At 47.3% G+C, this 13944-nt stretch carries 9 protein-coding genes; 7 read left to right on the top strand and 2 right to left on the bottom strand.

The genetic code is table 11. From position 1 onward, the window contains the following. Positions 1 to 10 precede the first annotated feature (10 nt). The 7 genes from NF212_RS09330 to NF212_RS09360 all read left to right on the top strand — a co-directional run bounded on the left by NF212_RS09330 (position 11) and on the right by NF212_RS09360 (position 10258). A complete protein-coding gene (locus NF212_RS09330) occupies positions 11 to 1015 on the top strand; it encodes a FlgD immunoglobulin-like domain containing protein (RefSeq protein WP_434354904.1) in 1005 nt (334 codons plus the stop codon). 35 nt (positions 1016 to 1050) lie between these two features. Then, the gene (locus NF212_RS09335) at positions 1051 to 1635 is read left to right on the top strand and encodes a hypothetical protein (protein ID WP_434354906.1); all 585 of its coding nucleotides are present in this window, start codon (positions 1051 to 1053) and stop codon (positions 1633 to 1635) included. 67 nt (positions 1636 to 1702) lie between these two features. After that, complete coding sequence (locus NF212_RS09340) at positions 1703 to 4099, top strand: PKD domain-containing protein (RefSeq protein ID WP_434354908.1); 2397 nt, start codon at positions 1703 to 1705, stop codon at positions 4097 to 4099. Between the two features lie 9 nt (positions 4100 to 4108). Next, the gene (locus tag NF212_RS09345; RefSeq protein WP_434354910.1) at positions 4109 to 4504 is read left to right on the top strand and encodes a hypothetical protein; all 396 of its coding nucleotides are present in this window, start codon (positions 4109 to 4111) and stop codon (positions 4502 to 4504) included. A 17-nt stretch (positions 4505 to 4521) separates the two neighbouring features. Further along, positions 4522 to 8094 (top strand): RHS repeat-associated core domain-containing protein, encoded by a 3573-nt coding sequence (locus tag NF212_RS09350; protein WP_434354912.1) that lies wholly within the window; start codon positions 4522 to 4524, stop codon positions 8092 to 8094. A 3-nt stretch (positions 8095 to 8097) separates the two neighbouring features. Then, positions 8098 to 8976, top strand: a complete 879-nt coding sequence (locus tag NF212_RS09355) for a hypothetical protein (RefSeq protein WP_434354914.1) — start codon at positions 8098 to 8100, stop codon at positions 8974 to 8976. A 196-nt stretch (positions 8977 to 9172) separates the two neighbouring features. After that, positions 9173 to 10258, top strand: a complete 1086-nt coding sequence (locus NF212_RS09360; RefSeq protein ID WP_434354916.1) for a diguanylate cyclase domain-containing protein — start codon at positions 9173 to 9175, stop codon at positions 10256 to 10258. Between the two features lie 14 nt (positions 10259 to 10272). On the opposite strand, the gene NF212_RS09365 is transcribed toward NF212_RS09360, so the two are convergent. Then, on the bottom strand, positions 10273 to 12372 hold the full coding sequence (locus NF212_RS09365; RefSeq protein WP_434354918.1) for an EAL domain-containing protein: 2100 nt from the start codon (positions 12370 to 12372) through the stop codon (positions 10273 to 10275). 511 nt (positions 12373 to 12883) lie between these two features. Further along, entirely contained in the window at positions 12884 to 13927 is a 1044-nt protein-coding gene (locus NF212_RS09370; RefSeq protein ID WP_434354920.1) for a diguanylate cyclase, read from the bottom strand. Positions 13928 to 13944: the final 17 nt, after the last annotated feature.

Raw genomic sequence — 13944 nt, forward strand, 5'->3', positions numbered from 1 at the left:
GCAGAATTGGTTGCTGGATACCTCCGGCGACACAACGCTCTCTGTCCCTATCCAAACTACCCGACCCATCCCGCAACTGAGTATTCAGCTTGTCAGTGGTGATGGCGATGTTGTTAAACAGTTTTCGATGTCTGACCTCAGCCCCGGACAGTTTTCGCTGACTTGGGACGGGAAAGATGACAATGGGCACCAGGTCCCGGACGAAGCTTACACCTTTGTTTTTCAAGGCACTGACAAGTCAGGAAATTCGTTTACTTTGGATCCTCGCCAATCGAGTGGCGGGGAATTGCTGCAGGATCTGAATACCCGGGTACTGGAAAACGGGCACATCAGTTACCAGTTAACAAAACCTTCCAGGGTAATGATTCGTGCCGGAATCCGCGGGGGCCCACTGGTTAACAGCATACTCACGTGGTCGCCGAGAACCACAGGGTCAAATATTCAGGCATGGAACGGCTTTGACCATTCAAACGTCGAATACCTCCTGGGCAATCCCGACCTTCGTGTACTGGTTGTCGCTTACGCCCTCCCAAACGCCACCGTTATTACTACCGGCAATCCATCAACAGATTATTTCAGCTATAGAAAGAAAAGAGGCTTCCCCGACGGAGAGATAAACCCGGAGGCCATTGTTTCCCAGCGGAACGGTCAACGAATCTCTCCGTTTTTTTTCATGCCTGTCAGTCTCGCTCAAGAGCCGGAACTCCTTTTTTCCATGAAGGAATCACCGGAGGTAAACGAAGCTGGACGGTATGTGTTGGATAAGCCCGTCACTGTCACCGTCGATTTGTCAGCCAAAGACCAGTGGCTGATGCAGCAAAGCCAATATGAAATTTCTTTTTTCGTCGACCATAAGTTCGTGGCCGAGGAAGAAACCGGATATACCCCCCTTTCCTGGCGCTTTGACCCACAAACTGCCGGGCCAGGCAAACATGTATTCAGCATTAATCTCGCCGGGTTGTGGGGCCACGTAGGTGTGTACAGCTTTTTGTTCGAAGTACCCGAAATTAAATGAATTCCCAACCTCTCGAGGTCTGGTGAGGAGTGTTTATGAACATCAAACGGATGTGCTGCTTCATCTTGCTGTTATCCCTGGGTTTACTCTCCGTGTCCGCAAGGGCCGGGATTATTCCTCTGGATCTCAACAATTTCTACTCAGATCCGACGGTAAGCATTGCGGCTGACGGGCAAAGTGCGGCACTTAATGAAGACCCCGGTTTCTCTTTTGTGTTGCTCTCCAATGACCCTGGGCTCGGTGACCCCAACATTATCATCCCAGCCATGAACACGTTTTTGCAGTTCGACTTTGTGTTCAGTAAGGCAGCAGCCGGTATCGATCAGTTTGCGGTTAACCTTACCGACACACTAGGCAATCCACTTGGAATGCCGTTTTCTCTGGTCCACAACGTATCAGCCAGTGGAACTGCCTCGTTTGATCTGTCGACATTGATTGGCCAGACATTGGGGTTAACGTTCCAACTTGTCTCGCTGCCTGGCGATAACGATTTCACGTCAGTTCTTAATATCAGGAACCTTAGGTTAGTGACTGAAACCTTGCCGGCTCCTGAACCGCCGCTTATGGCGTTATTCGTATTCGCGTCCCTCTTTTGCCTGCGCAGAAAGGCGAAAAACTGAATTCATTAACTTAAATTCAGCCTGAAATCGGCTTGCTGTATCGATGATGGCTCACCAGGAGAGAATCATGAGATACCTCATGCGCTGTTATGCAGCACTGGTGGCGGTGATGATGCTGGCTTTTGTTCCGCCTTCACAGGCAAGCATTGATCTGTCTTCCTTAACAGCAGTGCCGACAGACCAGGTTGGCGTAGAGTATGTTTCCACACATTTCAACCGCCGGACCGGTCAGGCAACTTACGAAATCTCAGTGACCAACAACGCCGGGGGGTCGTTGCCCGGCCCGATTTATGTCGTCGTTAACAACTTTCCCTCACAGGCAACGGTACAAAACCCTGATGACACAACCAATGATGGCAACCCGGTAAAAATCATTAACGCAGGCACGCTGGCAAGTGGAGATAGTGCGACCATTTCTCTGATATGGAAGCTTGAAGGCCGGGTTCGTCTAAGTTTCGATTTGGCACTTTATGTCTCAGACCTGTCACCGCCAACTATCACGGAATTTGTCAGCGCCAGTTACAATCTGGTTGCCGGGCAGTCCACAGAACTCTCCTGGCAAGTCGAAGATGCCGACAACATCACTCTCAGTCCTCCAGGCAGCCCGGTTGCCCCGTCATCCAGTCAAACCGTTTCCCCGACCGAAACCACAACATATACCCTCACAGCGTCTAATAGTGGTGGTTCAGTTTCCAAAGACGTAACAATCACCGTCCAGCCACGCCTTGGGTTGAGCATTAGGGCAAACCCGGCATCCGGAAATGCACCAATTTCTATTCGGTTTTCACCACTTACCGACACCTTTACAGCGATTAACCTTTACCGTTGGGATTTCAATGGTGACGGACGTTTTGACCGCAATGACACCGTTGGACGAGACCAGACGTTTTACTACAGCACACCAGGCATTTATGACGTATTGCTTGAGGCCACTGCCAGTGACGGCGCCGTGCAGCAAGCAACATACACTCTGAATATCCAGAACAGCCCTCCGGTAGTGTCAGCCTCTGTGAGTGTCACCAACGGTATAGTGCCTTTGACAGTTATGTTCGCGGTCAGCGGCAGTGACAGTAATGGTATCGCTAATTACGAATGGGATTTTGAAGGTGACGGAACAGTGGATTATTCAAATCCCAACTCCGGTTCCACCACTTATCTCTACCAAACGGCGGGGAACTATAAGCCATCCCTGAAAGTAACCGACCAGCTTGGCGCATCCACCACGGTGTCCTTACCGGACATTGAAATCCGGGCGCTTCCTCCAGGCAGTACCACAGTAGACCTGATTGCGGACACCACCATCGGAAATGCCCCTCTGACGGTCGATTTCTCATCATCTGTCATACCGGGCAATGGGCAGACAATATCAGGCTGGAGCTGGGATTTTGAGGGCGATGGTACCGTTGACAGCTCTCAGGCAAATACCGCCTCCCATACCTATCCCCTAAGCGGAACGTATTTCGCGACACTCGAAGTCACAATGTCTGACGGTCAGGTCGCCAAGGATATCGTCAAAGTCACTGTAAACGGTACTCCACCGGTCATGACACCTATTTCGGACCATACATTGAATTCCGATATCGGGGATACCAGTGAAATCGCCACACGACTAACAACCCCGACCCGGCTTCAGCTCCAGATTGAGGACAGCCGGGGTGACGTCGTCCGGACACTCATTCCTTGGCAGGTTCGCGACCCCGGAACCTACAACGACAATTGGGATGGTACCGATGACAGCGGCACTACCCTTCCAGAGGGTCCGTACTATGCAGTGCTGTTATACGAAGACGGCTCAGGCCAGCAACGCCTAGACCTGCGTGATTCCACCGGAGGGCGTCAGTACAACCCAAGACGTACCCGTATTCCGTCAAGGTTCTCGCCCTATGACAACGATCCGCTGGACATCACATTCACCGTCAACCGTCCATCAGAAATCACTGCCTTTATGGGTCTTTTCCGCACCAACACCCGGCTGGTGACTTTCCTTCAACGCGTCCCCCACGGCGCGGGCAGCTATACCGTTTACTGGAACGGTGAAGCGCCAAACGGGCAAATCATTGAACCGGTTCCGAGAAACCCTTTCCTGTTTGGTATCTGGGGATGGGAATTGGCATACAACGTTATCTTTGTGCGCAATGCCCCACAGGTTGCGGGCGTAGAAGTCACACCGGGTGTATTTATTCCTTCCGGGAATATCGATAGCAACGGTAACAGCATGGTTGATTTCACCTTGAGCAAACCGGCAACCGTTGAGCTTGTGGTCTCAGACGTGGACTCAGGAACAGAAGTGGCTCACCGCCAATATTCCTCATTGCCTTCCGGCGCAAACCAAATTCTTTGGGATGGAAAGAATGACCAGGGGGAACTGCTTGCACCGGGGGATTACCGCCTTGGCATCCGGGCTGTTGGCAGCAACGGGGCTAACTCGATGTTCATCTATGGCATGCAACGGATCTTCTACTAGGAGCGCACTATGAAGCACTTACTGAAAGTCATCATACCGGTTGCTGCCCTTTCATGGAGCACTGCGGGTGTTACCGAAGAACTCAGCGCAGAAACGTGGGTAGAAATTGAAATTGCCGTCCGGTCCCTCACCGTTGAGGGAATGGAAAACCGCCATGCCTTTCTCCAACAGGGCGCCTCCCTGGAAAGCCAATATGACAGTGATTCTGACATACAGAGCCGGATAGGCGACATCTACAGGAATAACGGAACGACCGCCGTAGATCACATCAATTTTGGCCGGCATAACCACGCGGATATTACGACGTGGTTGGACGGACAGCCCGGCTACCAGGATCAACTCGACAGCATCGACAGTGCATTTGCATCAGCCCAAGCGCGCATCGCCGCCCTTGAAGCTGATTAGCCCAGGGAGAACACGCAATGTTTGGCATCAAGAGTTTTAGATTCACAACGCTACTTGTCATGCTGGCCACCTGCCTCGCAGTTTTCCTGGCAGCTGAAAGCTCGTATGCGTACCACTACCCCTGGGATCAAGGGCACGACACCACTAACCCCAATGACCCCAATGCCCCTGGCCCGTGTGAAGGACCCAATTGTGACCCTTGCTCCAGTACCGGCTCACCGGTTTACCTCCAGACAGGCCATTTAATCTGGACCGAGAAGGACATTGATATTCCGGGCCGTCCTGGGTTGTCCCTCGGCCGGACATACAATTCTAACGACCCGCGAAGCGGTGCCTTTGGTAATGGCTGGTCGACCGGCTGTGAAGTGGGCTTATATCAAGTCACTGACACCATCGTGGGAACGGGAGGAGCTGTCGTTACTGAAAGGTACTACGTCTTCCGCACCGCCAACGGTAAGCGGTATCCCTATAAGAAAGATGCATCAGGCAACTATGCTCCCCCAGGTAAGCTCACCAATCGCCTGACAGAAAATAGCGACGGCACGGTGACGCTAACTGAAGAAAACGGTGCCTCACGCACATTCAATGCATCCGGGTCTCTGATCAGTGAAGCAAGTCCGGCAGGACAGGCTCTCAGTTACAGTTATGATAACAGCGGGCGCCTGACCCAGATTGCCGACAATGCAGGCCGATCCCTAAACCTTGCGTATAACCTCTCAGGCCGCGTCTCCTCAGTCTCTACTCAAGGTGGAGTTCAGTGGCAGTACGCCTACGACGCCAGCGGAAACCTGACCTCAGTGACCAATCCGGACGGCGGTACTCGCAACTACGAGTACCTCCAGAGGGATATTCCCGGTGACGCCCAGGATTATCACTTACTTACTAAGGTCGTCGATGAAGCAGGCGTCACTGCTACAGACGTCACCTACGTCAGCGGTTCTACCAAAGTCTTCTCTTATACGGTTGGCGCTAACCGCTTTACGTATAACTACATCAGTGACACCTCTGTCTCGAAGCGAGATTCAACGGGTGCGTCATGGAATTACCAGCTTAACGATAAAGGTGAGATTACCCAGGAAAGTGCGCCAAGTGCCGGTGGCACGGTTATTGTCGATCGGTTCGCCTATGACGAAAACGGCAATATCACCGTCTATACCGATCCCCTCGGTAACCGTTGGGAATCCACATACGACGATCAAAATCGCAGGCTTTCAGCCAAAAACCCGGCCGGCGACACTATTACCTGGGAATATGGTGTTGGTTCAGCGCTTTTCTCCCCAACGAAAGCAACTTCTCCGCTCGGCCGGATTACCACGGCCAAGTACAACAGCCACGGCAACATCACCGAAGTTACGGATCCGGCTGGCGGGAAAACGGTGTATTCATGGAGCACAGAAGGCTTCCTGACATCGGTGACTGACCCACTTGGCAATACGCAGTCATTCTCCCTGAATGCGGCCGGTCTCCCCGTCACAGTCACCGATGCTGACGGTAAAAAAACTGAGCTCGAATATGATGCCCTTGGCAACATCACTGGCCTGACCAACAACGCAGGAGAAAAAACCAGCCTCACCTATAACGCTCTTCGCCAGCCTCTGACCGTCACTGACCCATCCGGAGCAACCACCACATATACCCGGGATGCTGCTGGTAAGCTAACCGCAGTAACAGACCCGGCGGGAAATACCACCAGCTTCACCTACGACACATATGGCCGCCTTAGCACCCGAACAACTGCAGACGGAAAACAGACGGCCTATACCTACCGCACAGACAATCTGATTTCCAGTGTGACCCGTCCTGATGGTACGCAGGAAAATTACACCTATGACAATGCCAAACGACTGACTCAACGCAGCCTGGCCGGTGTAACAACTACCTTTTCTTACAACTCCAATCATGAAGTCACACAGGCGGCTGGTGTAAGCAGTGTTGTTTCCTTCGAATACGACAACGTAGGACGCCTGACGGCAGAAACGCAAAGCTCCACCGGTGTACGTTTTGACTATACGTACAACAAGGAAGGTGAACGCACCGGAACCCATTTCCTCGGCAAATCCCTCAGTTATGACTGGGGGTTACAGGGGATGGTTTCGCGCATCACCGCACCGGAAGGTGATTTCAGCTTCACCCACGATAGTGTCAGCCGCCGCACTGCGCTGGATGGCCCGGGAACGGATGTAAGCTACACCTACAACAGTGCCAACCAGCTGACACAACAGGCATTTACCGGTGATTTCAGTGGCCAGTTCGATTATGCCTATGACGCCAACGGGCTGATAACCGGCATCAACGATGGCGGAAACAATGACACCTATGCCTACAACGCAGATGGATTCCTGACCGGAGCAGCAATCAATGGCCAGAACTTCACCTATCAATATGATTCAGCGGGTAACCGAATTGGCAACGGTGAACAGTACAACGATGACAACCTGCTAACCGAAGACAACAACCACACCTTTACCTATGACGGTCGCGGTAACCTTACCCGCAAGCAAGACAAAGCGACCGGGGCGAAAACCGAGTTTACCTGGAACGGTGCCAACCAGCTGATCACTGTAAAACGTTTTATTGATGGCATCGCCACTGCACCTTACGAAACGGTTAACTACACCTACGATCCTCTTGGCCGCCGGTTAAGCCGCAGCGACGGTACCACAACTGAAAAATATGCCTATGACGGATATGACCGCGTAGCAACACTCGATCAATCCAATACTGTCGTCACTACTGTCACCTTCGGGCCACAAATCGATGAACCGCTGGCCTACACACAGGCAAACGGAGACAGCTACTACCTGCACCGCAGTCAACAAGGCTCGGTCATTGGTGCTACCAGTAACGGTTCGCTGGCAGCAGAATACGACTATTCACCCTATGGCGAATCGCTAAACACACCGGCTGATATTGGTAACCCGTTCCGCTACGCCTCCCGGGAATATGAGTCTGACGATCTATACCACTACCGGGCACGTTATTACGACCCGACCCTTGGCCGTTTTATCAGCCAGGACCCACTGGGGATTGCAGGCGATCTCAACCTTTACCGTTATGCCGGAAATAACCCGGTTCATATCCGGGATCCGCAAGGTGAAGCTGTCTGGTTTGCTATACCGATAATCTGGGGGGCTGTCGAAGTCGGCCTCTCTATTTATGATGCCTATGACACCGCTGACACTATCTTCGACCCATGTAAAACAGCGGGAGAGAAATGGCTGGCTGGCGGGTTGTTTGTTGCAGGCGCCTTACTTCCGGGTGGTGGCTATTCTGTTGCAGATGACATCATCACCAGTAAGCCGGTGAAAGAAGGGATTTACGAATTTGTCGACAAAACCGGTAAGAAGTACGTCGGTCAGTCCAACGATATCCCCCGTCGCCTCAAAGAGCACGTAAAAAGCGGCAAGCTGGATCCAAATACCCGGGTTGACGTCAAATCCATGCCCGGCAGTTCGAAGACCCAGCGTGAAGTCGCCGAACACAAGCGGATTCAGGAAATCACTGGTGGTGTGCCAGCACGGCAGTCTGATAAAGTATCCAATAAGAAAGACCCTATCGGTCCTAACCGACAACATCTATTGGATGACTGATTAATGTTTGGATTCGGCAACACACCTAAAGGTGCCAAAATCATGGACCACGAGCAGATAGATGCCCGGGTCCTGATTTTGGAGGGCGCATGGAAACCTGATTACCGGGAACTCTTTACCAAAGGCAAGGTAAACGGGGTCAGACTCAGCCGCTCTATGGGCTGGAAAGCTGAAGGCTTGGGCTTTCTGGCCGAACTTGAAAACCTCATCTCGGTAGAAATTTACCATGCCGATGTGAAGGATCTTTCTGTCCTTTCAGATTTAAAAGATCTCCGGTATATCGGGCTCGAATGCGCATACCGTAAATTCAACTTTTCTGTTTTCCAAAATCTGGAAGGCTTTGCCGCAAACTGGCGAAACGGCTGTGACAGTGCACTTTCCACCGCCTTTCTTCGGTATATTAACCTCAATGGATACCCTGCAACGGATTTACTACCCTTCCAGTCACTTTCCAGCCTGTCTAGGCTGTCACTTCAATCACGCAAACTGGAAACACTCAACGGTGCGGAACACCTTCCGAACCTGAAACAACTGGATCTGGCGTACTGCACTTCCCTTAGCGATATTTCAGCCCTGAAAAATCATCCATCCCTTTCCACTATGTCGCTGACAGCTTGCAAAAAAGTGTCTGATTACTCGGCTCTTGGCAGTTGTAAGAACCTGACCCGAATCTGTGCAGAAAATGAAAGTGCTTCGCTGGATTCCATTCAGTTTGTTGAGTCACTAACAGAGCTGGAATGGCTATTGCTGATTGGCATGAAAGTGGCAGACGGAAATCTGCACCCACTTTTGAGTCTTAAAAAGCTTAACAACCTCGCACTTCCTTCGCACAAACACTACTCTCCAAGCCGTGACGAAATACGTGCTCAGCTAGGGTTATAACTTTTCAGGAGCGAGGAAAAAACCGAAACGCCAATCCTCCATATTCCCCAAACACACTCATAAATTCCTGTTTATGAGACATTATCTTACTTTTGATTCTTGAATGCCTCATATGAGAGACTATTTTTAATTTAGGGGTTCTTTGCTGCACATATAGATACACACTTTCAAATAACCAGCAGTACGGTTAGGGGAAATGACGAAAACAGACAATGCATTCAAAAATCACGAAGCAACAACCCAGGAAAAGTTAGTCAACTTTATCCTTACGTTAGGAAGTGCCTATGCGGTGCTGGTGATGATTATAACCACCGTAAGGGCTACTGAATTCGGCTTTGATCTCGTGTACTTTGTTGATTTACTTACAGTAGTAGCTGTATGTGCTGTAGCTGTTTGCAGGCATCGTATAAAAACCCGCCCCAAAGCGTACCTTGTCATTTTTATTATCTGCACTAACTTTTTTACCAATTTTGTAGCTTCAGGACCCATGGCGGGTTCAACGGTACTGTTTCCACTCAGTATCTTTGTCGTTGCCATGATTTTTAAAAAACGCACTACCGTCCGCTTTATTAAGTTCGTGGCTGTCAGTATTTCTTTGTTGGCATATGTGTTCAGCCAACATTTATTGACCACAACAAACAGCTTGGACACGCTCATCCGCAGTGAAACACATTGGCTTGTCTATGTATTTTGTATGATCATGTTTTTCGTTGTGACCGGTTATGCTCTCCATACGTACCGCGAAGAACACCGGATTCTGATCGACAAATTGCAGCGCCAACAGGAAATGATTGAGTGGCAGGCCAACCATGACAACCTCACCGGCCTGCCAAATTATGAACTTGCCCAAAGATACTTTGATCAAGTTCAGCAAAGTGACTACGTCAAAGCGACGGTATTGTTTATTGATCTGGACGGATTTAAAAAAGTGAACGATACCTATGGCCACGACACCGGTGATCACTGTCTAAAAGTGGTAGCCCGTCGAATGCGCCGCCACCTGCCTGAGACGGATTTGGTTTGCCGTGTGGGCGGTGATGAATTTCTGATTGTTCTCAACCATGTAAACAATGAGATTCATATAGACCGTATTGTTGACCGTATCCTGGATGCCCTCAATGACCCTATTACCCACGATGAACACAGCTTTCATATCGGAGCGAGTATCGGTATTGCAGTGGTACCCAATTATAAAATCACCCTGGACCACATCAGGACAATTGCCGACCAGGCTATGTATGACGCAAAACGGCAAGGGAAAAACCAGGCTGTTTATGCATGATACATACATGCTACTTACTCTGCCGTGTGATGGGGTCTTTCATTTTCACGCATATCTATTCCATAGTTTGTTATCAAGTCTTCAGGTGAAATCGACGAGCTAAAGTACCACCCCTGGATGGTAATACACCTTCTTTTGGGTATTACCTGCATTTCCTCCTCGGTCTCCACTCCCTCTATCACAACAGATAACCCTAGTTGTTCAGCAAAATTCAGCAAGCTCATCAAAACTTGTTTGCCCTTTTTATTCTGAAGCCCCTTAACAAAACTACGGTCTATTTTAATTGCATCCACATCGTAACTACTCAAATATCCCAGCGCAGAATAACCAGTACCGAAGTCATCAATCGCAATTTTTATTCCTTTATCATGGATACGGCCCAGTACTTCGTGGATACGTGTCCCCTGTTTGAGCATTGTATTCTCAGTGATCTCAAAGCTAATCCGGTCATCGCAGGCTTTTACTAGAGCTTCGATTTTCGACATGAATTCATCATCCAGCAAAGTCTCAGGTGAGATGTTGACACTGACGTTTGTGCGGTAACCACTTTGTTCCCACATAAACATGTCAGACACAACTTGCCTCGCAACCCAAAGATCCAAATCTTTCATTAGTCCACCACTCTCCAACCACGGCATAAACTGCCCGGGCAGTTCAACTGCACCCTTTGCACTCTTGGCCCTTACTAACGCCTCGCAACCCACCATACGACCATCCTCACGGCTAATCTGTGGTTGGTATTCGATAAAAAATTCCTTCGAACTCATTGCCTCTAATGCATCCTCTAGAACAACCTGAGCCTTACGTGTTGCGGCGGCCTGCTGAACGGGGTCTTCACAAAGTGCATCAGCTTTCTCTTTACAGCGTGCATAGGTTGTATCTAATGCTTCAATATCTATAGTTTTGTCACTCAGTTGGTCATCCAAGTCTTTTACCGCGGGTGCATAAATAACAGCACCTATAAGAACATTAAAGAGTTGGAGCCCAACGCTGCAAAAATCGCCTTCTGTGGCCATCAGTGCGTTGAAAAACACCGGGCTAACAAAAGGAACTGCAACGCTGGGAATAGAAACCAAGCCAGCATCAATCGCCAACATACTGGTCAATACATTTACCATTGGCGCTAGAAGAAACGGAACAAACAATCGCGGATTTAAGATAATTGGTAATCCAAAAAGTAAGATTTCATTAATGTTGATTAAACCGAAAGGTATTGCTGCGATTGTGATAACACGCAGTGATTTACTTTTTGTAAAGACCAAGCAAGCCAGAATCAACGACAGTGTTGCCCCACTTCCACCGATAAATACAAACGAACCCATAAACGCAAGGTTCATCGGAAACAATTCACCATCACCTGCTACAAAATTTGCTGATGGAATCGTCATTGCTTCCCTTAGTACCTCTACAAGCGGTAAAAGGGCGAAATAGCCATGTACACCAAAAAACCACATGACAGAATTTAGTGCGGAGAATGCCAATCCAAATTGGTATGGCTCATTGTCGAAATTCACTAAAATTGGTTCAAAGTGTACAAAACATGATATTAAAGTGATTATACCTGTACTGATTACAATGAAGGGTATAACAGTTAACAGAGAAGGCAGAATGAGATTCAACGACTCTTTGAGGGTGTTCCCTGCACGATCATAGCCAAAATCTTTAATCCAGTTTATTTTGTTAAAAAAATAGAGTATTGGAACAGAGTAAAGGGGGGTGAAGATAGCGAGCACAATTGAGACAGCGTCTGAAATTTCATCACTCGGAGACAATGGAAAATAAATTGAAAGTAACGCAATTGATATGATGGCTGTCGGTGGACGTGGTAAACTATAATGTAAAGCCAACATGTAAGAAATAGAAGAGGTCAAAAGAAATGGAAACATTGACATCAAGTTATCATTAAGTGTAAATAGAATATTCGACCACTCATGATCCCCGTAGTAGAACATATCAATCATCGAACTAGCGAACAAAAGCATCGATGAAAAAACCAAGCACGGTAAGACCCAGAGCATACCTTCGCGTGTTGCTCGAAGCGATAGAGTCAGATGAAACTTAATATTTTTTCGCCATCTTTCATATAATGAAAAATTCCCAATACCTGACGTCATCACTGCAAGTACCTCGTGTTATATCAATTTTATAATTAAATGCTGACCTTACGTCATCGCATCATATCAATCCCAAAAGCAATTCGAATAAAAAAACCGACGCTCATACGCCGGCCGAACACCATTGATATCAGTAGTTAAACTGCTCAAAACATTGTAAGTAATTTAAGTTCAGTACTTCGACAAACTCAAACTGACCCATGTCGCCGAACTCATATCAATAATAATCCATTAATTGTGGAAAGTACAAAATCTTACATAAAATATATCAATTAGATCATGGTTTTGTGGATTATATCATAATCAATAAATCACCAAATAAACTGAATGTTCATTCTGGCACTTAATATGCATCATATATTCACAGAAAGCCAGTCACTTTATTATTCTCACTTTCAATACATTATCATATTTGAGATTTTCTTTAACGGCCTCAAAAAAAACCTTGTTGAATAACAAGGTTTAATTCCTACAAATGTAGAAATGGTAATCCAAGCATATGGATAATAATTTATTTTGATTTCCTTTTATTTTCATACATTGATTGGTCAGCCTTTTTTATGATTTCATAATAGTTTGGAAATTCATATGGGCCAACCTGCTCCACTCCTACACTAAAAGTTACACCATCTAATGATTTTTTGATCTCACTTTGGAGTCGTTCAGCATATATTTTTATAGCATCATCTCTTGTACAATTAGGCAGAAATACACAAAACTCGTCTCCCCCGCACCTAAAACATGCGTCCTCAGCTCTGGATATTGCCTTTATTGATATTCCGAATTGACTAAGAACTTCATTACCATAGCAGTGACCATAATTATCGTTAATTTTTTTAAAACTATTAATATCTATATAAACACATGATAATGGTTCGTTCCTCCTTTTTGCTGCCTCGACCATTGTTTTTAGTGTTTCCATCATATACCGTACATTAAATAATCCAGTGGTTGGGTCTTGACCGACAAGTTTACGGCTTTCCTTAATCTTCGTTTCCAACTTAGAAATGTAAATAGACATTTCTCTATTTATATCTTTTTCTTTATCAACCACTTCATCTATAAACACGTCTAGAATCAGGTATGAATCGAACATGATTATTTTATCTAGTGATCTAACCAGCATGTACAAGTCACCACTTTCCAAATCAGTATGTATATTGTGTAGAATGGAGTGTTTAAGGATATTTATCATGCACAGTATCGTATCCACTGAAGCACCGATATTTCTGTACCAGCGTCCTATTTCTATCCTTTTCCTTATATATTCATCATCGTATTTCCCTGATACTAACTGATCAATATAGTCACTCATCATAACGCTAAATACCTGATTTTTAATTATTTTTTCCAACTCACTTAAAAATGGCTCACTTTTTAAACATTCTTTAACTATAAGCTCAACTATAGGAGTCAGTTTTGATTTAATAATGTCTTGGTGAGCAGATAAAATAAAAACATCCTGCTCTTCAAAACCAACAATGTACTTTCTTCGAAAAACTTCTTCTTGGTTCAAACAAAATAAACATGTTTCATTGTCGTGGTAATCGTCCATAATCCCCTCATTTATTA

The organism is Parasalinivibrio latis, assembly GCF_036825535.1.
Lineage (GTDB): Bacteria > Pseudomonadota > Gammaproteobacteria > Enterobacterales > Vibrionaceae > Parasalinivibrio > Parasalinivibrio latis.